This is a genomic window from Actinomadura sp. NPDC000600, assembly GCF_040492135.1.
GTDB lineage: Bacteria > Actinomycetota > Actinomycetes > Streptosporangiales > Streptosporangiaceae > Spirillospora.
Window position 1 is genome coordinate 26,322 of record NZ_JBEUPD010000035.1, and the last position, 19,904, is coordinate 46,225.

Below are 19,904 nucleotides of genomic sequence, written 5' to 3' on the forward strand. Positions count from 1 at the left end.
ACGGATGGCGGATGTGCCGGCCGGGCGGCGACGGTGAGGATTACCGGCATGGATCCCGAGCTCGAAGCGTTCATCCCCTTCCTCCCGGACACCGACCTGACCGACCCCGTCGGCGCGCGCAAGAGCTTCGCCGAGCGCGCCGCCGCGCGTCCGGCACCGGACGTCCCGGACATGCGGCTCGAAAACCGCACGGTGCCCGCGGACCCGGACGTGGCCGTGCGGATCTACCGCCCGCGCGACGCCCGGGGCGCCGTCGTCTGGCTGCACGGCGGCGGGTTCGTCTTCGGCGACCTGGACACCGAGCACCCGTGGGCCTCCCGCATCGCCGACGGCTCGGGAGCGGTGGTGGTCTCGGTGGACTACCGGCGGTCCCCGGAGAGCCGGTTCCCGGCCGCGCTCGACGACGCCTACGCCGTGCTGGCCTGGACGGCCGAGCACGCGGACGACCTCGGCGTCGACCCGGGCCGGATCGCGGTCGGCGGGCACAGCGCCGGAGCGTGCCTGGCGGCCGCGGTGGCGCTGCGGGCGCGGGACGAGCAGGGACCGCCGATCCGCTTCCAGCTGCTCAACGAGCCGGGACTCGACGACCGGCAGGAGACCTGGTCGCAGCGCACCTTCACCGACACGCCCTGGCACGACCGCGACAAGGTCGCCCTGGCATGGGGGCACTACCTGGGGGGCGCGCCCGCCACCACGTACGCCGCCCCGGGGCGGGCCACCGACCTGGCCGGCCTGCCTCCCGCCTACATCGCCACCGCGGAGTTCGACCCCGTCCGCGACGAGGGCATCGACTACGCCGTCCGCCTTCTGCAGGCGGGCGTGTCGGTCGAGCTGCACCAGTGGCCCGGCACCTTCCACGGGTCGCAGGCGATCTTGTCCGCCGATGTGTCGCAGCGCCAGATCGCCGCCCTCGCCGCCGCCCTGCGCCGCGCTCTGGCCGACTGAACGCCGCACGCCGGCCGACTGAGGTCCGCGCCCTGACCGCCTGAGCCCCCGCGCACGCCACCCGCGCCGCCGGGTCTGTTCCGCCTGCCCGAAAACAAAGACGAGGAATCCTCTCATGCCCGACCACGCGCACACCGCCGCCGGCTCCGAGCACTCCCGCCTGACCGCCTTCGGCGACCATCTGATCGCGCTCCACGACGAGCTCCGCCGCGACATCGCCGCCCTGCGGGAGGAGGCGGCACGGCTCCCCGCCGACGGCGGCGCCGCCGGCCCGCTCGCCCTGCCGGACCGGCTCCGCAGCCACTGCGTGACGTTCTGCGAAGCGCTGCACGACCACCACACCACCGAGGACAGCGCGATCTTCCCGTTCCTGTCGCAGGAGCACCCCGAACTGTCCGAGGTGCTGGACCGCCTCGCGTCCGACCACCGGCACATGGCCACCCTCCTGAACGACCTCCGCAAGGCCACCGAAACCCCGCTCGCCCCCGGCTTCCACGCCGAGTTGGAACGGCTGTCGGTCGAGCTCCTGACCCACCTCGACCGCGAAGAGCACTACCTGGTACCGGTCCTCAACTCCCTGACGAACCTCCCCGTCCACTGAGCCCGCCCCCGTCGAAAGGACGACCGTGCCAACTCCCGTCTGGATCGCAGGTGTCGGGATGACACCGTTCGGCAGGCATCGCGGCAAAAGCGTCGGCGACCTCACCCGCTGGGCCGTCGCCGACGCGCTGCAAGACTGCGGCGCCACCGTCGGCGCTCTGGACGCCGCGTTCTTCGGCACCGCCACCCAGGGCGCCCTCGAAGGGCAGCACATGGTCCCGGGCCAGATCGCACTGCGCGCGATGGGCGTCCAGCGGATCCCCGTCGTGAACGTCGAGAACGCCTGCGCCACCGGCGCCACCGCGTTCGCGCTCGCCGTGGACCGGATCCGGGCGGGAGCCGCGGACGTGGCCCTGGCCGTCGGGGTGGAGCGGATGAACGTCGACGACCCCGCGCGCACCATGGCGGTGTTCGACGGCGCCTACGACGTGTCCGATCCCGCCGCGCTCGCCCGCACCCTGAAGGAACTCGGCGGAGACGTCGACGTGGACGGCCTCGGGCCCCGCTCGGTCTTCATGGACGTCTACGCCGCGGTCGCGCGCAACCACATGCGCGTGTACGGCACGACCCAGGAGCAGATCGCGGCGGTCGCGGCCAAGAACCACGGCCACGCCGCCGCGAACCCGCGGGCACACCACCGCAGGCCGATGACGGTGGCGGACGTGCTGGCGGCGCGGAGGCTGGCGTACCCGCTCACCGTTCCGATGTGCGCGCCGATCACCGACGGGGCCGCGGCGGTCGTCGTCTGCGGTGAGGCCGGGCTGCGGCGGCTGGGGGCGGCGAAGAGGGTCGAGGTCCTCGCCACCGCGATCGGCACCGGGACGGATCGGGACCCGCGCACCTTCGAGGGCCACCAGAGCCGCTCGGTGTCCGCACGCGCCTACGAACAGGCCGGGGTCGGCCCGGACGACGTGGACGTGGCCGAGGTCCACGACGCCACGGCCTTCGGCGAGGTGCTCCAGACCGAGATGCTCGGTCTGGTTCCGCCCGGCGAGGGCGGACCGGCGGCCCTGCGGGGCGAGACCGCCCTCGGGGGCCGGCTGCCGGTGAACCCCTCCGGCGGCCTGGAGTCCAAGGGCCACCCCCTCGCGGCGAGCGGGCTCGGACAGATCTTCGAGCTCACCGAGCAGCTGCGCGGGACCGCGGGGCCCCGCCAGGTGGAGGGCGCCCGGATCGCCGTCGCCGAGAACGGCGGGGGCTTCCACCGCGGCGAAGAGGCCGTCACCTGCGTGACCGTCCTCGGGAGGGCGTGAGAGATGGCCGTCATCGACTTCTTCGACCGCGGCCGGGCGATCGACCCGACGGGGGTCGCCTACCGGTCCGACGACGAGGTGTGGACCTTCGACGAGGCGGGAGCGCTGTCGTGCCGGATCGCCCACGCCTTGCTGGGCGCGGGAGCACGGCGCGAGTCCAAGGTCGCCGTCCTGTCCCCGAACTCGCCGTCCGCGTGGATCTGCGTGCTCGGGGCGTGGCGCGCCGGCGCGGCGTGGGTGCCCCTGAACCCGGCCACTCCGGTGAGCGAGAACATCGGGCTGCTGCGGCGCTTCGACGTGGAGGTGCTCTTCTACCACCCCGACCTCGCCGACCAGGTCGCCGAGATGAAGGCCGCCTCGCCGGGAGTCGGCCTCTACGTGGCCCTCGCGGCCGGTACCGGCGACCTCGCGTTGGAGGACTGGACCGCCGGCCGGCCGGACACGCCGCCGCCCGTCCGCTTCGCCATGGACGACGTGGTCGCCGTGTCGCCGACCGGCGGGACGACCGGCGAGCCGAAGGGCGTGATGAACACCCACCGCTCCCTGTCGGTGATGGTCGCCCACCAGATGATGGCGCTGACCTATCCGGCGGGGGCGCCCGTCGTCAACCTCGCCGCCGCCCCGATGACGCACACGGCCGGGCTCTTCAGCCTGCAGACGACCGCGCGCGGCGGCACGGTGGTCATCGTCCCGCGCGCGACGCCGGACGCCGTCCTCGACGCCGTCGAACGGCACGCGGTCACGGAGCTGTTCCTCCCGCCGACGGCGGTGTACCGCCTGCTGGAGACGCTGGAGCACCGGGCGGCGGACACCTCGTCCCTCCGCTACCTGGTGTACGGCGCGGCGCCGATGTCGACCGACAGGCTGCGCGCCGGCATCGAGCGGCTCGGTCCCGTCTTCCTGGGCGGCTACGGCCAGACGGAGGCCATCGCGGCGATCTCGTTCCTCCGGCCCGACGAGCACCTGGCCGGCGGCGAGACGGCGTCCGAGGAGAGGCTGCGCTCGTGCGGCCGCCCCTACCCGCTGGCCACGGTGGCGATCCTCGACGAGGACGGGACGGAGGTGCCGCAGGGCCGCACGGGCGAGATCTGCGTCCGGGGCGACCTGGTGATGAAGGGCTACTACAAGGACCCCGAGCGCACCGCGGAGACGATCGTCGACGGCTGGCTGCACACCGGCGACCTCGGGCACCGCGACGCCGAGGGCTACCTCCACATCACCGACCGCAAGAAGGACCTCATCATCTCGGGCGGCTTCAACGTCCACCCGAGCGAGGTCGAGCAGGTGATCTGGAGCCACCCCGCGGTGCGCGACTGCGCCGTGGTCGGCTCTCCCGACCCGGACTGGGGCGAGGCCGTGACGGCCGTGGTCGAGCTCAAGGCCGGACACGACGTCGGGGAGGCCGAACTGATCGCCCGGTGCCGCGAGCGGCTCGGCCCGGTCCGGACGCCCAAGAAGGTCGTCTTCATGGAGCGGCTCCCGCGCAGCGGCAACGGCAAGGTCCTCAAGCGGGAGATCCGCGAGGGGTTCTGGGCCGGCACACGAACAAGGATCTGAGGAGCATCATGACGGAACCGAGAACCACCGGAAGCGAACCGGCGGGCAGGGGCGAACTGGCGGGCAGGGACGAACTGGCGGGCAGGGACGAACTGGCGGGCAAGGTCGCGCTGGTCGTCGGCGCCGGCTGCGTCGGCGAGGGGATGGGCAACGGCCGCGCGACCGCGCTGACGTTCGCACGCGAGGGCGCGACCGTGGTCTGCGCCGACATCGACCTCGCGTCGGCGCGCGAGACCGTCCGCCTGATCCGGGAGGAGGGCGGGGCCGCGGAGGCGGTCGAGCTCGACGTCACCGAAGAGGCGCAGGTCCGCGCCGTCGTCGGCGCCGTCGTAGACGCGCACGGGCACCTCGACGTGCTCGACAACAACGTCGGCATCGGAGCGGTGGGCGGCGTCACCGACCTCGACGAGGCCGACTGGGACCGGGTCCTCGCGGTCAACCTCAAGGGGGCCTTCCTCACGATGAAGCACGTCATCCCGCACATGGTCGAGCAGGGCGGCGGCTCCATCGTCAACATCTCCTCGGTCACCGGGATCCGCTGGAGCGGCGTGCCGTACGCGAGCTACTACGCGAGCAAGGCCGGGCTCAACCACCTGACGCGGATGACCGCGCGCGAGTGGGCCCGGCGGCGGGTCCGGGTGAACGCGGTGCTCCCCGGCCTCATGAAGACGCCGATGGTGGCCACGGCGATGCTCGCCGACGCCTACGACAGCCCCGACATCGAGGCCATGTGGGCGAAGCGGGACGCCCAGGTGCCGATGGGTCACATGGGCACGCCGTGGGACGTGGCGGAGGCGGCCTTGTTCCTCGCAGGCGACCGGTCGAAGTACGTCACCGGGATCGAGCTCGTCGTGGACGGAGGAGTCGCGCTCGGCTTCGCATGACCGGCCGCCACCCCGCCTCCCCCCGCCGCCGGGTGCACGGCCGCGGCGTGCCGTTCCCCCACCGGCAGGGGCCCGGGCGTCGGAAATCCTCGGTTTCCGACGGGCGGCTGGGGCGGCGAGGGGGCGGCGCGGACGCTTGGCACATGACCGACATCGACCGGATCGACCACTCCGTCCTCTACACCACCGACATGGACGCCACCGCCGCGGCCTACGAAGCCCTGGGCTTCACCCTGAGCCCGCTGTCGATGCACATGGGCTCCGACCGGCCCGGCGGCGAGCGCAGGCCCATGGGCGCCGGCAACCGCTGCGCCCTGTTCGGACAGAACTACCTCGAACTGCTCGGCCTCTTCGGCGACGGAAGCGTCGACCCGTGGAACATCCGCCCCTTGATCGCCGAGTACGAGGGCCTGCACGGCTACTCGTTCGGCTGCGTGGACGCGGAGGCGGCCGAGGAGCGGCTGCGCCGGGCGGGCCTGTCCTCCTCGGGAGTGCTGCCGCTCCAGCGCGATGTGGAGACCCCCGGCGGCACCGCCACCGCCCGGTTCCAGGCCGTCCACCTGGAGCGGTCGCTCACCCCCGAGGGCCTGGTCCACGCGGCCCGGCACCTGACGCCGGAGCTGATCCACCAGCCCCGGTACCTGGAGCACGCCAACGGCGCGACGCATCTGGAGAGCGTCCTGCTGGTGGTCGACGACGGCGAGCTGGCCGCCACCGCGGACCGCTACGCGCGCATCCTGGACGTGCCCGCGGCCGCCGAGGGGCCGAGCCGGGTGCTGCGGCTGGCGCTGGGGCGGGTGGAGATCGTCACGGTCTCCGCCTTCGGCGAGGTGCTGCCCGGTGAGGACGTCCCCGCCCTGCCGTACATGGCGGCCCAGACGGTGGCGGTCGGCGACCTCGGCGCCGCGCGGACGCTCGTGGAGGGCAACGGCTTCGTCGCGCGGGACCTGCCGGGTGGAGGCTTCTTCGTCGGCGCGGCCCAGGCGCGGGGCGCGGCGCTCGCATTCCAGCAGGTGCGTTGATGGCGACCGCAGGCGCCTTACGCGGGCTCTGCTTCGGGACGGCACCGCGGCTCTCGGCGCCTGGCCGACCGCGTCCAGGAGGCGGGGACCGCCTTCATCCGCGGCGGCTCACCGGGGCGAGGCCGCTACGGCCGTCGGTCCGGGGTCCATCACTTCCCATGGCCGCCCCGATCCTCTTGCTGCTGCGGATGATCGGCGCGCTCTCCACCTGGCGGACGCCCGGGAGCGCGCCGATCCCCGCCTCCAGGTAGTCGTACAGCGCCGACACGTCGCGGCAGGCGGCGAACACCAGCAGGTTCGTCGGCCCCGTGGTCGCCGCCACGAAGGCGGCCTCGGGATGCGCGGCCAGCGCGTCGGCGGTCCGCCGCAGCGCGGACGGCTCGACGGTGAGCCACAGCATGGCCACCGTGTCGTAGCCCAGCAGCAGCGGGTCGATGTCCACGTCGAAGAAGACCGCCCCGGTCCGGCGCAGGTGGTCCAGCCTGCGCCGGGCGGTCATCTCCGAGGCGCCGATCACCTTGGCCAGGTCCGTGTAGCCCGCCCGCCCGTCCTGGAGGAGCACGCTCAGCAACTGCTCGTCCTCCTCGGTCAGGACGACGGCCTCGCCTTGGCGATCGTCGAGGTCGGGGGCCAGCTCGGCGACCTGCGCGGGCGTGAGCGCGTCGGTCCGGCCGTGCCACCCGGTCGGGCCTCCGGCGAACACCCGCAGCACGCAGTGCGCGCTGATCCCGGTCACCTGCGGCGTCCGCGGGAGCTGCCCGAGCAGCAGCGCGTCGCGGCGCCGCCGGTCCCGCGCCTGCACGACGCAGACGATCTGCGTGCCGCCCGAGGTCAGGCTGACCCACAACGTGTCGTCCCTGCGTGCCAGCGCGTCCGCGATCGCGTTGGCCGCCTCGGGCAGGGCCTGGATGCGCAGCACCCACTCCACCCAGCCCATCCGCTGCGCCACCGGCCGGCCCACCACGCGCAGCGCGCCGGTCGTGCGCAGCCTGCGGTAGCGCCGCGCCACCGTCTGGTCCGACACCTCCAGCACGGCCGCGATCCGGCTGAAGCTCGCACGCCCGTCCACGTGCAGCGCGTGGACGATCGCCCGGTCCAGCCCGTCCAGAGCAGCCGTCTCCATTCTCACAACCTAGACGTCCGGGACATCCTCGACGCGCGGTGATCCGGCCTGCTCGGATCGCGGCCGTGCCGGCTCGGACTGGGACGCCCGGGCGGGGATGAGGAGCGCGAGCAGGATCGAGACGGCGACGAAGCCGAGTACCCACCAGAAGGTGCGGCCGTAGGCGCCCGCGAGCCCGTCGGGGGTGACGTGCTTCGACGCGATCAGCTCCTCGAGGCGTCCCTGCGCGACGATGAGCAGGACCGCGGCCCCGAACGACGAACCGATCTGCATGATGATCCTGTTCGCCGCGCTGGCCCGCGGGATCGCCGGCCCGGGGACGTCGCGGATGGCGGCCGCCATCGCCGGCACCATCACCGCGCCCATGCCGCAGCCGTTGACCAGGAGCGCCGCGCTCAGCAGGACCTCGCTGCTCTCGGCGCCGAGCCGGGTGAAGACCAGGGCGCCCGCACCCGTCAGCACCAGGCCGCCGATGACCAGGACGCGGGCGGCGACCCGGTCGGCGAGCTTGCCCACCGCGATCAGCGAGGCGGCCATCCCGACGCCCTGCGGGACCAGCAGCAGGCCGGCCTCCAGGGCGCTGTGGCCGCGGACCTGCTGGGAGTACAGCGGAAGCACGCCCACCGCGCCGAACAGGGCCACGCTGGCGAAGAACAGCACGGCGGAGGACGACATGAAGCTGCGGACCTTCAGCAGCCGCAGATCGAGGATCGGATCGCGGGCACGCAGGGCGTGCAGGCAGAACGCCGCCAGGAGCACCGCCCCCACGGCCAGCGGAAGGACGACGTGCCGGTCGGCGAACGACCTGTACCTGCTGGCCTCGGTGAGCCCGAAGACGACCACGGCGCAGGCGGGCGAGAGCAGCAGGAGGCCGAGCACGTCGAGCCGCCCGGCGCCCGGCGACGTCCGCGTGGGCATGACGCGCCAGGCCATCACCATGGCGGCGATGCACACCGGGACGTTGATGAAGAAGATCCAGCGCCAGTCCCAGTCGTCGACGATGACGCCGCCCAGCACCGGCCCGAGCACCGGCCCGAGCGCGGAGGGGACGCCCATCACCCCCATGACCCGTCCGAGCCGGGCGGGCCCGGCCTCCTGGGCGAGGATCGCCATGCCGAGCGGGAGCACCATGCCGCCGCCGAGCCCCTGGACCACCCGGAACCCGATGAGGCTGTAGACGTCCCAGGCGGTGCCGCACAGGACGGACCCGACCAGGAACAGCGAGATGCAGGTGATCCACATCTTCCGGGCGCCGAACCGTTCCAGGGCCCACCCGGACAGGGCCATGACCGCGGCCATCGCGAGCAGGTACCCGGTGGTGATCCACTGGATGGTGAGCAACGAGCTGTCGAACTGCTTGAGCAGCGTGTCGTAGGCGATGTTGGTCATCGTCGCGTCGAGCTGCATCATGATCGACCCCAGCGCGATCGTGATCATGAGCAGGACGAGCCGGGCGGGCAGGCGCCCGCCGCCCGGCTCCTCGACCGCTTTCGCGGACACGGTCATGGGACTGGGCCCTCCATTTCAGTAAATATTTACTGCGCAGGTCGCGCGAAGAGCGGGCGCTCTCCGAGCGGCGGACTCGCTACTCCTCCAGGGATCGCCTGGAGCCGGTCATGCCGTCCAGCAACTGCTCCAGCACCAGCCGGCGCGTCTCGGCCGCGGTGAAGTCGATGCCTCTTTCCGCCGCCAGAGCGTCTCCGCGCCGCGCCAGCACCACGCCCCCGATGAGGGCGCTCATCGCGATGCCCCAAGCGATCTCGAACGGCCGGTCGCCGCGGAAGACCCCCTCATGCTGGCCGCGTTCGTACAGCTCGCGCAGCTCCGCCGGAAGCGTGTCGGCCGAGGGCAGCGGGAGGGTCTTCCACCCGCCCAGGGACTCGTGAAGCCACAGACCGATCAGGACGGGACGCCCCGAGAGGGCTTCGGCAAGCGCGCCGAGCGCCGCGGTCACGCCCTCGTAGGGCGCGAGGGCCCGCGCCTTCTCCAGAGCCGGGTGCCACGCGTCGTGCAGCGCGGCCATCTGGTCCTCGAGGACGGCCCTGTACAGGCCCTCCTTGCTGCCGAAGTGGTGATAGATCATCCGCTCGTTGACACCGGCCCGCTTGACGATCGCCTGGACGCGCGCGCCCCGAAGGCCGTACTGGGCGAACTCCTCCGCCGCGGCGGCCAGGAGGGAAGCCTTGCTCACCGACATGCAGTAAACATTTACATACGACCTGCGCCATCGCAACCCGGGACACCCCGCGCGGACCGGCCATCCCTATTACGCTACTATTGGTATCGTAAATATGAGGAGGTCATCATGACGGCCAAGGCTCCACTGCGCGCCCGCATCGTCCTCAGGGACAAGGTGGACTGGGAGGCGCTCACCGACGAACAGGTGATCGCCGCGCGCGCGAAGGTCAACCGGCTGCGGGCGTCCCGCGCGGTACGGATCATCACCGGCCTGCCCGACCGGGGCGCCCGCATCGAGGAGCGCACCATCGACCTGCCGGGCCGCCGCCTGAGGCTGCGAGTGCACCGCCCCAAGGACGCCGGCCCGGGGCTGCCGCTGATCCTCTCGCTCCACGGCGGCGGCTTCATCGTGGGCACCCCGGCGCAGAACGACTGGCTCAACAGCCGCCTCGCGGCCCGCTGCCCGGCGGTGGTGGTGTCGGTGGAGTACCGCCTCGCCCCGGAGCACCCTCTGCCGGCGCCCCTCGACGACGCCTACGACGCGCTCGCCGCCCTCGTCGACGACCCCTTCGGCTGGGGCATCGACCCCGCGGCCGTCGCGGTCCTCGGCGAGAGCTCCGGCGGCACCCTCGCCGCGCTGGTCGCGCTGCGCGCCCGCAAGAACGGCCCGCCCCTGCACGCCCAGGTGCTCTGCTACCCGAGCACGGACTGGACCGACACCATGGCCGACTACCCGTCGGTCGCCGCGAACTCCGGGAACCCCGGGCTGTCGGTGTCCGAATGGCGCACGGCCCGCAGGCTGAGCGTCCCGCCGACCCTCGACCCGCGCACGGTGTCCCCGGTGAAGTTCGACGATCTCGCCGACCTGCCGCCCGCGCTGGTCGTCACCGGCGCGCTGGATCCCGGGGACGACCACGGCCGCCGCTACGTCGAACGGCTCCGCGCGGACGGCACGGACGCCCGCGTGGCCTGCTACCCCGGGGCCATCCACGGGTTCCTCAGCATGCCCGGCCTGATCCCGGACGCCCGGCCCGCACGTCGCGAGATCCTCGCCTTCCTGCGCCACCGGTTGCGCCCCGCATCGAATCCGCCCGGCACGCGGGAGCGCTGAACCGCTGATCGGCGCCGGGGCGCGACGGGTATCGTCTGGGGGTGCCACCAGCGACCGCTTCCGCCCGGCCACCGGGCCGCCCGCGCTCCGGCGTCAACGCGGTGGTGTTCGCCGCGACGCTGACCACGGTGCGGGAGCTCGGCTACGCGCGCGCCACCGTCGACCGCATCGCCGCCGCGGCCGGCGTCGCCAAGACGACGATCTACCGTCGCTGGCCGTCGAAGGGCGCGCTGATCGTCGACTGCCTGCTCGACGCGTTCGGCCCGGTGCCGCTGGAGGGCACCGGGCGGGCCGAGCTCATGTCCTCGGCCGTCCGCTGGATCGCGGCGAAGATCGCCGAGCCGGGCGTGGGGGACGCGTTCGCGGGCGTGTTCAGCGACGCCGTCAGCGACCCGGACCTGCGCGAGGTCCTGTCCTCGCGGCTCCAGGCCCCCTACAGGACCGCGCTCCAGGACGCGCTCGGCGAGCCGGAGGACCGGATCCTGCTCTTCATCGACGTCGCCGTCGGAACCCTGCTGCACCGGATGGGCATGACCGGCGAGCCGATGGCGGACGCGGACGTCACCGCCCTGGTCGAGATGCTGCTGACACACTTCGCCGACGGCCGTCCGACCTAGCGCCGCCGGGTGCTTCGAGACCACCCGTACCGTCACCGGCTTCTTGATCTTCACGCGGACGAAGCCGTTTTCGCGCCGCTCCCCCGCCCGTGCGGCGGATCATCGGATACCGCCGCCCCCACCCCGCCCCGTCCCCTGCGGAAAAGCTCGAACGCCAGGTCGCCGAGCCCGGGGCGCTCGTTCAGCGGTCGGTGACGATGAGCAGGCGGGGGCTCTGGTTCAGGCGGCGGGCTCCGACGTCGGTGCAGACGACGACGTCCTCGATCCGCGCGCCGTACAGTCCCGGAAGGTAGATGGCGGGCTGGATGGACATGGTCATGCCGGGCTCGATGACGGTCCGGTCCCCCGGCGACAGGTAGGGCGGTTCGAACTGGTCGAGGCCGACCCCGTGGCCCGTCCGGTGGGCGAAGAACGACCCGTACCCGCTGGCCGCGATGGCGTCGCGGCAGACCTCGTCGATCTCGGCGGCGGTGACCCCCGGGCGCACCGCCTCGCAGGCGGCGCCGTGGACGGCGAGGACGACGGAGTACATGGCCTCGAAGTCCTCGGGCGGCTCGGCCACGACGAACATCCGGGCGATGTCGGAGCAGTAGTCCTCGTACCGTCCGCCGATGTTGACCAGGACCGCGTCGCCCGGGTTGATCGTCCGTTCGGTGGGCCGGTGGTAGGGGTCGGCGGAGTGCTCCCCCGCCGCGACGGTGACGAGCGTGACCTCGTCGTGGCCGGCCTCCAGCAGCAGCCGCCGCAGCAGCCGCGCCATCTCCCGTTCGGTGGCGCCGGACCAGCTCAGTTCGGCGGCCGACGCCACGGCCCGGTCGGCGGCGACGGCCGCGCGTTCCAGCGCCGCGATCTCGGCGCCGGACTTGCGCATCCGGAGCGCCGCGAGGAGCGGCTCGGCCGAGGCGAACAGGGTCTGCGGGCCGAGCCGCTCCTGGATGGACAGCAGTTCGTGCGCGAGCATCTGGGGGTCGACGGCGACCCGCGAGCCCGCCGGGATGAGGGGCGAGGCATCGGGGACGTGCGCGGGCGGGCCGTCCGGCGTGATGACGAGGAAGCCGTGCCGTACCGAGCGGGCGAGGTACCGCAGGTTCGAAGAGGGGCGCAGGACGAGGACGTCCACCCCGTGCTCGACCATGCGGGCCCGCACCCGCTCCAGCCGGTCGTCGCTCATTCCGGCGCCGAATCGTAGAGCCAGCAGGCGACCCCGCGTTCCTGCACCGGCTCCCGTCGCGAGCAGATCTCCATGGCGTGGGGGCACCGCGGGTGGAACCGGCAGCCGGACGGCGGCGCCGCCGGGTCCGGCACGTCCCCGGGCAGCTCGGCGGGCAGCGTGCCCGCCCCGTCCGGCGCGGGGACCGCGGCGAGCAGGGCCCGGGTGTAGGGGTGCCGCGGGTCGGCCCAGACCTCGGCGGTGCGGCCGATCTCGACGATCCTGCCCAGGTACATGACCGCGATCCGGTCCGCGATCATCCGGACGACCGACAGGTCGTGGCTGATGAACAGCAGCCCCGCTCCCGACTCCACGGTCAGCGACCGCATCAGCCCCGCGACCTGCGCCTGGGCGGAGGCGTCCAGCGCGGAGATCGGCTCGTCGCCGATCAGCAGGGACGGCTGGGCGGCCAGCGCGCGGGCGATGGCGATGCGCTGCCGCTGCCCGCCGGAGAACTCGTGCGGGTAGCGGCCGGCCATGTCGGCCGACAGCCCGACCCGCTCCAGCAGCTCGCCCGGGTCCGGGCCGCCGCGCCGGCCGTCGGCGATCTGGCCGCCGATCCGGCGGCGCGGGTTCAGCGAGGCGAACGGGTCCTGGAACACCATCTGGATCCGGGTCAGCGCGGGATCGCGGCGGCGCAGGCCGAGCGGCGTGACCGGGCGGCCCTCGAACCCGATGGAGCCGCCGGACGGGCGGATGATGCCGCAGATGGCGCGGGCCAGCGTCGACTTTCCGCAGCCCGACTCGCCCACCAGGCCGACGACCTCTCCGGGCGCGACGGACAGGTCGACACCCGCCACCGCCCGCACCGGGGGCCGGTCCGGGCTGCGGTGGTCGACCACCAGGTTCTCAACGGACAGCAGCGGTGTGGCGGGCGCCGGCTCGGCGCCGTCCAGCAGTTTCATGAGGTGCTCCGCTCCGGCAGCGCGTCCAGCAGCGTTCGGGTGTACTGGTCGGCGGGCTCGCACATGACCTGCGCGCGCGGGCCGGTCTCGACCAGGAGGCCCGCCCGCATCACGCTGATCGTGTCGGCCACCGCGGACATGACGCCGAGGTCGTGGGTGACCAGCAGGACGGCGAGCCCGAGCTCGTCGCACAGGCCGCGCAGCAGGCGCAGCACCCCGGCCTGGACGGTCACGTCGAGCGCGGTGGTCGGCTCGTCCGCGATCAGGACCTTCGGGTCGCAGGCCAGCGCGATCGCGATCGCGATGCGCTGCCGCATCCCGCCGGAGAACTGGTGGGGGTATCTCCGGAGCGCGCCGCCGGGATCCGGGATGCGCACCCTGGCCAGCAGTTCGGCCGCGCGGCGGCGCGCCTCGGCCTTGTCCAGGTCCAGGTGGTGGCGCATGTGGTCGGTGAGCTGGCGGCCGACCGAGAGCATGGGGTGCAGGCTCGTCGACTGGTCCTGGAAGACCATGCCGATCTCGCTGCCGCGCAGCGCGTTCATCCTCTTGGGCGGGAGGGTCAGCAGATCGGTCCCGTCGAAGAGGATCCGCCCGCCGGTGCGCGCACCGTGCGGGAGCAGCCCCATGACGCCCAGCCCGGTCATGGTCTTGCCGGAGCCGCTCTCGCCCGCCAGCCCGTGGATCCGGCCCGGTTCCAGCGCCAGGTCGATCCCCTGGATGATCTGGCGCCCGCCCAGCTCGACGGTGAGCCGCTCGATGTTCAGCACGGTGTCCGGCCCGCTTTCCGGCCCGGTGTTCGGCACGGTCACAGCGCCCGCTCCTTGATCGCCCGTGCGGTCCGCGGGTCGAGCGCGTCGCGCATCGTGTCGCCGAGGAAGTTGAAGGCCAGCACCACCGTCAGGATGGCCAGGCCGGGGAACACGCCGACCCACCACTTGTCGAACACGTGCGTGGCCGACGCCACCATGGAGCCCCATTCGGCGGTGGGCGGCTTGGCGCCGAGGCCCAGGAACGACAGTCCCGACAGCAGCAGGAGCTGGGTGCCGATGTCGAGGGTGGCCAGCACCAGGACCGGGCCGGTCACGTTCGGGAGCACGTCGGTGCGCAGCGAGCGCCACGCGGAGAACCCGAGGAGCCGCCCGCTGATCACGAATTCGCGGGACCGGATGCCGAGCACCAGGCCGCGGGTGACCCGGGCGTAGGCGGGCCAGGAGACGACGAGCACGGCGAGCACCGCGTTGCGGAGGCTGGCGCCGAGCGAGGCGGCCACGGCCATTGCGAGGATGACGGTCGGGAACGCGAACACCAGGTCCGCCACCCGCATGATCGTCTCGTCCAGCCAGCGGCCGAAGTAGCCCGCGCAGGCCCCCAGGAGCCCGCCGATGACGACGGACATCACGACCAGCAGCATGGTGAGCGGGATGGACAGGCGCGCGCCGTACAGCACCCGGCTGAGGACGTCGCGGCCGAGTTCGTCGGTGCCGAACCAGTGCGCCCCGCTCGGCGCCTGGAGCCGCGGGAAGGCCTGGCTCAGCGGGTCGTGCGGCGCGAGCAGCGGCGCGGCGAGCACCACGACCAGCCATGCCGCCGCGATGGCGAGGCCGACGACGGCGAGCGGCTTGCGCCATGCCTCCGGCACCCTGCGGCTCACGTGTGCCTCACTCTTGGGTCGATGACGCCGTACAGCATGTCCACCACCAGGTTGACCACCACGTAGATCACGCCCACCACGAGTCCGACGCCCATGACCGCGGGCAGGTCGAGCGTGGTCGCGCTCTTGTACGCGTACTCGCCGACGCCGGGCCAGGCGTAGATCGCCTCGACGAGCACGGTGCCGGACAGCAGGCTGCCGAAGGCCAGCCCCGCCACCGTGATGACCGGCACCAGCGCGGCGCGCAGCGTGTACCGGAAGAGGACGGCGCGGCCGGGCAGGCCCTTGGCCCGGGCGGCCCGCACGTAGTCCTGGCCGAGCACCTCCAGGACGGCCGACCGCGTGAACCTGGTGAGCAGGCCGATCGTGTACGTGGCGAGCACGAGCGCGGGCAGCACGAGATGGCCGACGGCGCTGGCGAAGACGTCCCACTGGCCGGCGAGCGCCGCGTCCACCGTGTAGAGGCCGGTGGCGTGCGGCGGAGGCGCCATGGCCGGGGAGAGCCTGCCGGAGCCCGGCGCCAGCCCGAACTTGTAGAAGAAGAGGTAGAAGGCCAGCAGCGCCAGCCAGAACGTCGGCACCGAGACGCCGGCCAGGCTGGTCACCCGCAGGAACTGGTCGACGAACCGGTCCCGGCGCAGCGCCGCGATCACGCCGAACGCGACGCCCACCAGCAGCGACACCAGCAGCGCCGTGCCGGCCAGCTCGAACGTCGCGGGGACGAACTCCCGCAGGTCGTCGGCGACCGGCCGGTGGCTCTGCTGCGACTCGCCCAGGTCCCCGCGGACCAGGTTGCCCATGTAGGTCGCGTACTGCACGGGCAGCGGCTTGTCGAGGCCGTGCTGCTCCCGGAACTGCTGGACGATCGCCGGGTTGCCGAGCGCCTGCTGGCCGAGGTTCGCGGTGGCCGGGTCACCGGGCACCATGTTGGTCAGGATGAAGGTGACGAGGGTGACCCCGACGGCCAGCAGTACGGAGACCGCCAGCCGCCGGGTCAGGAACCGCATCAGCGGATGCCGCGACCACCACCGGGCGCCGGGTGGCCGGCGGCCCTTGAGCGTCCGCTCGTCCGACGGGTGTGGGGACTTCATTTGCTGCCGAGCGCCGCGATCTCGAAGGTCCACACGGGGTTGACCGCCAGGCCGGTCAGCGATCCGGCGGTGACCAGGCGCTGGCTCGGCTGCATCAGCGGCACGATCGGGCCGCGCGCGTTGAGCTCGGTCTGGATCTGGTGGTACTGGGCGAACCGGTCATCGCCGATGGTGGTCGCGGCCTTGGCTCCCGCGTCCTCCAGGGCCTTGTCCGCGCCCTTCTTCCAGCCCGCGCGCTCGCCGATCAGGCCGCCGGGCAGGAAGGCGAGGTAGTTGCTGGCGTCCGGGTAGTCCGGGCTCCACCACCACAGGCCCATCTCCTCCTTGCCGTCGCGGTAGCTCTCCAGCGCGGTCGCGATCGGCGCGGGGGCGAGGTCGACGGTGATGCCGACCTCCTTCAGGTTGGCCTGGACGCGCTCGGCCAGCGGCTGGAAGGACAGGCCGTTGAGCGTGAAGTCGCTGGGGTACTCCAGCTTGACCCTGGGGTTCGTGATCCCGCCGGCGGCGAGCGCCGCCTTGGCGCCGGCGACGTCGCGCTTGGGCGCCTGCTCCGCCGGCAGCGAGCCGTTGATCATGGACGGCACGATGCCGGCCGCCTGCACCGAGCCCTCGCCTGCGAGCTCCAGCAGCCCCGCGTAGTCGACGCCCTTGCGGACGGCCTCTGCGAACCGGGGGTTGGACGTGGTCTTGCTGACGGCCGGGTTCCGGTTGGTCAGCAGGAAGAACACGTTGGCGGACGCGCCCTTGACGATCTGGTTGCCGCCGCCGATGCCCTGGGCCTGGTCGGCCGTCAGGTCCACCGCGATCTGGCTGTCCCCGCGCTGCACGTTCAGCTTCTGGGTCTGCGACTGGACGTTGCGCACCACGACCCGCTTGTAGACGGGCTTGGTGGCGCCCCAGTACTTGGGGTTGGCCTTGAGCACGACCTGCGTGGCCGCGTTGAAGGACTCCAGCATGTACGGGCCGGATCCGGCCGACTGGCCGTTCAGGTACTTCTCCGCCTTGTCGTCGGGGCCGGCGGCACCGCCGTTGGCCTTGACGACCTTGGAGTTGACGATGCCGAGCGCCGGGTTCGGCAGGATGAACGGCAGCGACGGGTTGGGCTTGGCCGACACCAGGGTGATGGTCTTGTCGTCGGTCTTCTCGACCTTCACGCCATCGAGCAGGAACGACGGGTTGCCCTTGAGGTCGCGGACCCGGTCGAGCGAGAACACCACGTCGTCGGCGGTGACGGGGCTGCCGTCGGAGAAGACGGCGTCCTGGCGCAGCTTGAGGGTGAGCTTCTTGCCGTCCTTGGACAGCTCGTACGACTCCGCCAGCGCCGGCACCGGCTTGCTGACGTCGGAGCCCTTGAAGCTCAGCAGGGTGTCGTAGAGGGCCCGGTCGATGAGCAGGCCGGTCTGCTCGTACATCCGGCCCGGGTCCACGGTCTTGAGGTTGAACGAGGTGTCGATGACCAGGGCCTTGCCGCCCCCGGACGAGGACGCCTCGTCCCCGCCCGAGCAGGCGGTCAGGCTGAGTGCTGCGGCCACGAGGACGGACAACGCCGCCCGCCGTGTGGTTCCACTCGTGATCGGCATCGCGGCCTCCGGGGGTCCGTCAGGTCAGTTCTCTGCGTCTGGACGACGATGTCCGATAGTGCGAGACTTCCGGCTGAACGTCTATGCAGCCAGCGAAAGTCAAGACGAAGCCGAAGAAGGAAACGAATTCATGGCCAGAGCGTCCCAAGGACCACCCAATAGGGGGCCCGAACCTGGACAGATCCGCGCCGAGCTGGACTCGATCAACCTCAAGATGCTGGAGGTCCTGCGCCAGGACGGCCGGATCTCCATCGCGGCCCTCGCCCAGCAGGTCGGGATCTCCCGGGCCAACGCCTACATGCGCTTCGAGGCGCTCCGCACCAGCGGCGTGATCAGCCGGTTCACCGTGCAGGTCGACCCCGTCCGCACCGGCCTCGGCATCTGCGCGCTGATCTTCGTCACCGTCCGGCAGCAGATGTGGCCGCAGTTCCGCGCCCAGCTCGCGCTGATGCCCGAGGTCGAGTACTGCGCGATCACCACCGGCCAGCACGACGCGATGATCCAGGTCCGGGCCACCGACGTGGCGGCCGTGCACCGACTCGTCTCCGAGCGCCTCGCCGGCATCCCGGCGGTGAAGGCGACCGAGACGGTGCTCATCCTCGACGAGGTGATCCGCCGCCCGTTCGTGCTGACGTCCGACTCCGCTCCGGCGAAGGCCGAGGCGGAGCCCGGCCCCGCCCCGGTCACCATGGGACGGATGCGCTTCATCCGCGCGGGCGCGGGGCGGGCCGACCTCAAAGACCTCCCCGAATGATCTCCTCGCAGACGCTGACCTGGGGCGTGTCGTCCCCCTCGAACCGGAACTCCTCCACCAGCCGGATCCGGCCGTCCTGGAGGAGTTCGATCCGGTTCGTGCTGGACCCGGCGACCGGATCCGCGTCCCGCTTGGTCAGATGCACGTAGTTCAGCCGGACCTCGGCCCCGCGCCGGGCCCCCACGAACCGGCCGTGGACCACGGTGTCGCCTTCGTAGCTGCCCCACACCACGCCGTCGGCCTCCGTGTAGGCGAACCGTGTGGGCGCGGCGGGGTCCACCCGGCTCGCGGTCGAGCTGACCATCGCGAACCGGCGGCCGTCCAGGTTGAAAAGATCATTCTCGTTCACGGGTGTCATGGTGCCGGGTTCCGCGCCGTGCGCAATCGCGCCTGAACGCATCGTCGCGGAACCGCCCGCCTCCTGGACGATCCGTCCGCGATACGCGACCCGCACACCAATCCGTCTCGGACCGCCCGTGTCGTAGTGCCGGGCATGCGGGTTCCTCCGGTTCTAGGGGCGGGGAGCGGTCAACGTGCGAAGGACGCGGTCGGCGTGCGTCCAGAGAACGGCGCCGCCGATCCCCTCTACGACGTGGCGCCGTGCGTGGGGGATCCGTGTCGCGAGCGTGGCGCCGTTGTCCGGTGAATGGGTGGTGTCCTGCTCTCCGTACCAGAGGTCGACGGGGACGCCGATGGCGGCGAGGTCGAAGGGCCAGCGGCCCATGGCGAGGACGGTGTCGCGGGCGTAGCCGTCCGGGCCCTGCGCGAAAGCCTCGTCCAGGGCGCGCCGGTAAGCGGCGGCGAATGCCGGTTCGCCGTACACGCGCAGGTCCGACTCGGGGCTCCCGTTCATCACCATCGTCCACATAGCGTCGGCGCCGAATCCGCGGAAGAACTCCTCGGCGCCGCGCGGGTCGGCGGCCACCCGGTCGACGAGTCCGCGCAGCTCGTCCGGCAGCGCGGTCGCGAACTCGGGGGCGGCGACCTCGTCCGCGCCGGAGACGACGGCCACGGAGGACGCGAGGCCCGCGACGGCGCAGGCCAGCGCGAACGGTGCGCCTTGCGAGTTCCCCACCACGGCGGGACGTTCCAGGCCGCGCAGCGCGAAGAAGGCGCTCACGTCGGTCGCGAAGTCGGCGAACGTCCTGCCGGGTGAGGGCGACGAGGCGCCGAGGCCTGGACGGTCCACCGAGACGAGGCGTACTCCGAGGGGACGCACGGCGCCCGCGCCGAAGCCGAGCCACCTGCTCGTGGCCGCTCCGGGGCAGAGCAGGACGGGCGTTCCGTCCTCCGGGCCCCACTCGGCCCAGCCGAGCAGCCGGCCGTCCGGCAGCGTGGTCTCCCCTGTCCGCTCGGGGTCCGCGACGAACATCATGATTCACATGATGGCCCGCACCGGCCGGGGCCGGCCGTCCGGGTGTGG

At 72.6% G+C, this 19,904-nt stretch carries 20 protein-coding genes; 9 read left to right on the forward strand and 11 right to left on the reverse strand.

Annotation, left to right across the window (positions count from 1 at the left end; translation table 11 throughout):
- The first annotated feature begins 48 nt into the window (after positions 1 to 48).
- The 6 genes from ABWI07_RS35220 to ABWI07_RS35245 all read left to right on the forward strand — a co-directional run bounded on the left by ABWI07_RS35220 (position 49) and on the right by ABWI07_RS35245 (position 6,261).
- A complete protein-coding gene (locus tag ABWI07_RS35220) occupies positions 49 to 945 on the forward strand; it encodes an alpha/beta hydrolase (RefSeq protein WP_149264083.1) in 897 nt (298 codons plus the stop codon).
- Between the two features lie 115 nt (positions 946 to 1,060).
- A complete protein-coding gene (locus tag ABWI07_RS35225; protein WP_149264084.1) occupies positions 1,061 to 1,546 on the forward strand; it encodes a hemerythrin domain-containing protein in 486 nt (161 codons plus the stop codon).
- Between the two features lie 25 nt (positions 1,547 to 1,571).
- Entirely contained in the window at positions 1,572 to 2,798 is a 1,227-nt protein-coding gene (locus ABWI07_RS35230; protein WP_149264085.1) for a thiolase family protein, read from the forward strand.
- A gap of 3 nt (positions 2,799 to 2,801) precedes the next feature.
- Complete coding sequence (locus tag ABWI07_RS35235; RefSeq protein WP_353821223.1) at positions 2,802 to 4,355, forward strand: class I adenylate-forming enzyme family protein; 1,554 nt, start codon at positions 2,802 to 2,804, stop codon at positions 4,353 to 4,355.
- A gap of 8 nt (positions 4,356 to 4,363) precedes the next feature.
- Positions 4,364 to 5,239, forward strand: a complete 876-nt coding sequence (locus ABWI07_RS35240) for an SDR family NAD(P)-dependent oxidoreductase (protein ID WP_353821224.1) — start codon at positions 4,364 to 4,366, stop codon at positions 5,237 to 5,239.
- A gap of 143 nt (positions 5,240 to 5,382) precedes the next feature.
- Positions 5,383 to 6,261: a VOC family protein gene (locus tag ABWI07_RS35245; RefSeq protein ID WP_353821225.1), complete on the forward strand. Its 879-nt coding sequence runs from the start codon at positions 5,383 to 5,385 to the stop codon at positions 6,259 to 6,261.
- A gap of 94 nt (positions 6,262 to 6,355) precedes the next feature.
- Here the strand turns inward: ABWI07_RS35245 and ABWI07_RS35250 are convergent, their stop codons facing one another.
- The 3 genes from ABWI07_RS35250 to ABWI07_RS35260 form a co-directional block, all read right to left on the reverse strand.
- Positions 6,356 to 7,384 carry an Lrp/AsnC family transcriptional regulator gene (locus tag ABWI07_RS35250; RefSeq protein ID WP_353821226.1) on the reverse strand — a complete coding sequence of 343 codons (1,029 nt, stop codon included), beginning with the start codon at positions 7,382 to 7,384 and terminating at the stop codon, positions 6,356 to 6,358.
- Positions 7,385 to 7,393: 9 nt separating this feature from the next.
- On the reverse strand, positions 7,394 to 8,890 hold the full coding sequence (locus ABWI07_RS35255) for an MDR family MFS transporter (RefSeq protein ID WP_353821227.1): 1,497 nt from the start codon (positions 8,888 to 8,890) through the stop codon (positions 7,394 to 7,396).
- Positions 8,891 to 8,969: 79 nt separating this feature from the next.
- Positions 8,970 to 9,575: a TetR/AcrR family transcriptional regulator gene (locus tag ABWI07_RS35260; RefSeq protein ID WP_353821228.1), complete on the reverse strand. Its 606-nt coding sequence runs from the start codon at positions 9,573 to 9,575 to the stop codon at positions 8,970 to 8,972.
- Positions 9,576 to 9,689: 114 nt separating this feature from the next.
- Here ABWI07_RS35260 and ABWI07_RS35265 point away from each other — a divergent pair, with 114 nt between their 5' ends.
- Positions 9,690 to 10,673: an alpha/beta hydrolase gene (locus ABWI07_RS35265; protein ID WP_353821229.1), complete on the forward strand. Its 984-nt coding sequence runs from the start codon at positions 9,690 to 9,692 to the stop codon at positions 10,671 to 10,673.
- Positions 10,674 to 10,714: 41 nt separating this feature from the next.
- Positions 10,715 to 11,290, forward strand: a complete 576-nt coding sequence (locus tag ABWI07_RS35270) for a TetR/AcrR family transcriptional regulator (RefSeq protein ID WP_353821230.1) — start codon at positions 10,715 to 10,717, stop codon at positions 11,288 to 11,290.
- 181 nt (positions 11,291 to 11,471) lie between these two features.
- On the opposite strand, the gene ABWI07_RS35275 is transcribed toward ABWI07_RS35270, so the two are convergent.
- The 6 genes from ABWI07_RS35275 to ABWI07_RS35300 are packed head-to-tail and all read right to left on the reverse strand — an operon-like array spanning position 11,472 to position 17,727.
- Positions 11,472 to 12,461: a M24 family metallopeptidase gene (locus ABWI07_RS35275; protein WP_149264094.1), complete on the reverse strand. Its 990-nt coding sequence runs from the start codon at positions 12,459 to 12,461 to the stop codon at positions 11,472 to 11,474.
- A complete protein-coding gene (locus ABWI07_RS35280) occupies positions 12,458 to 13,405 on the reverse strand; it encodes an oligopeptide/dipeptide ABC transporter ATP-binding protein (protein ID WP_149264095.1) in 948 nt (315 codons plus the stop codon). Before ABWI07_RS35280 ends, ABWI07_RS35275 begins: the two co-directional genes overlap by 4 nt.
- Positions 13,402 to 14,214 (reverse strand): ABC transporter ATP-binding protein, encoded by an 813-nt coding sequence (locus ABWI07_RS35285; protein WP_353821231.1) that lies wholly within the window; start codon positions 14,212 to 14,214, stop codon positions 13,402 to 13,404. The genes ABWI07_RS35280 and ABWI07_RS35285 overlap by 4 nt, the downstream gene beginning before the upstream one ends.
- Positions 14,211 to 15,056: an ABC transporter permease gene (locus tag ABWI07_RS35290; protein ID WP_149264096.1), complete on the reverse strand. Its 846-nt coding sequence runs from the start codon at positions 15,054 to 15,056 to the stop codon at positions 14,211 to 14,213. The genes ABWI07_RS35285 and ABWI07_RS35290 overlap by 4 nt, the downstream gene beginning before the upstream one ends.
- Positions 15,053 to 16,147, reverse strand: a complete 1,095-nt coding sequence (locus ABWI07_RS35295; RefSeq protein WP_149264097.1) for an ABC transporter permease — start codon at positions 16,145 to 16,147, stop codon at positions 15,053 to 15,055. The genes ABWI07_RS35290 and ABWI07_RS35295 overlap by 4 nt, the downstream gene beginning before the upstream one ends.
- Positions 16,144 to 17,727: an ABC transporter substrate-binding protein gene (locus tag ABWI07_RS35300; protein WP_353821232.1), complete on the reverse strand. Its 1,584-nt coding sequence runs from the start codon at positions 17,725 to 17,727 to the stop codon at positions 16,144 to 16,146. Before ABWI07_RS35300 ends, ABWI07_RS35295 begins: the two co-directional genes overlap by 4 nt.
- Before the next feature lie 130 nt (positions 17,728 to 17,857).
- Between ABWI07_RS35300 and ABWI07_RS35305 the strand changes: the two genes are divergently transcribed.
- Positions 17,858 to 18,481: an Lrp/AsnC family transcriptional regulator gene (locus ABWI07_RS35305; RefSeq protein WP_353821233.1), complete on the forward strand. Its 624-nt coding sequence runs from the start codon at positions 17,858 to 17,860 to the stop codon at positions 18,479 to 18,481.
- On the opposite strand, the gene ABWI07_RS35310 is transcribed toward ABWI07_RS35305, so the two are convergent.
- Both ABWI07_RS35310 and ABWI07_RS35315 read right to left on the reverse strand, forming a co-directional pair.
- A complete protein-coding gene (locus ABWI07_RS35310) occupies positions 18,462 to 18,830 on the reverse strand; it encodes an avidin-fold protein (protein ID WP_235037365.1) in 369 nt (122 codons plus the stop codon). The genes ABWI07_RS35305 and ABWI07_RS35310 overlap by 20 nt on opposite strands.
- A 162-nt stretch (positions 18,831 to 18,992) precedes the next feature.
- On the reverse strand, positions 18,993 to 19,856 hold the full coding sequence (locus ABWI07_RS35315; RefSeq protein ID WP_353821234.1) for an alpha/beta fold hydrolase: 864 nt from the start codon (positions 19,854 to 19,856) through the stop codon (positions 18,993 to 18,995).
- Positions 19,857 to 19,904 lie beyond the last annotated feature (48 nt).

Coding starts and splice junctions, on each gene's coding strand:
- ABWI07_RS35280 (WP_149264095.1), bottom strand. CDS start 13,405: ATGAAACTGCTGGACGGCGCCGAGCCGGCGCCCGCCACACCGCTGCTG.
- ABWI07_RS35225 (WP_149264084.1), top strand. CDS start 1,061: ATGCCCGACCACGCGCACACCGCCGCCGGCTCCGAGCACTCCCGCCTG.
- ABWI07_RS35250 (WP_353821226.1), bottom strand. CDS start 7,384: ATGGAGACGGCTGCTCTGGACGGGCTGGACCGGGCGATCGTCCACGCG.
- ABWI07_RS35235 (WP_353821223.1), top strand. CDS start 2,802: ATGGCCGTCATCGACTTCTTCGACCGCGGCCGGGCGATCGACCCGACG.
- ABWI07_RS35295 (WP_149264097.1), bottom strand. CDS start 16,147: ATGAAGTCCCCACACCCGTCGGACGAGCGGACGCTCAAGGGCCGCCGG.
- ABWI07_RS35305 (WP_353821233.1), top strand. CDS start 17,858: ATGGCCAGAGCGTCCCAAGGACCACCCAATAGGGGGCCCGAACCTGGA.
- ABWI07_RS35275 (WP_149264094.1), bottom strand. CDS start 12,461: ATGAGCGACGACCGGCTGGAGCGGGTGCGGGCCCGCATGGTCGAGCAC.
- ABWI07_RS35265 (WP_353821229.1), top strand. CDS start 9,690: ATGACGGCCAAGGCTCCACTGCGCGCCCGCATCGTCCTCAGGGACAAG.
- ABWI07_RS35220 (WP_149264083.1), top strand. CDS start 49: ATGGATCCCGAGCTCGAAGCGTTCATCCCCTTCCTCCCGGACACCGAC.
- ABWI07_RS35315 (WP_353821234.1), bottom strand. CDS start 19,856: ATGATGTTCGTCGCGGACCCCGAGCGGACAGGGGAGACCACGCTGCCG.
- ABWI07_RS35245 (WP_353821225.1), top strand. CDS start 5,383: ATGACCGACATCGACCGGATCGACCACTCCGTCCTCTACACCACCGAC.
- ABWI07_RS35255 (WP_353821227.1), bottom strand. CDS start 8,890: ATGACCGTGTCCGCGAAAGCGGTCGAGGAGCCGGGCGGCGGGCGCCTG.
- ABWI07_RS35240 (WP_353821224.1), top strand. CDS start 4,364: ATGACGGAACCGAGAACCACCGGAAGCGAACCGGCGGGCAGGGGCGAA.
- ABWI07_RS35300 (WP_353821232.1), bottom strand. CDS start 17,727: ATGCCGATCACGAGTGGAACCACACGGCGGGCGGCGTTGTCCGTCCTC.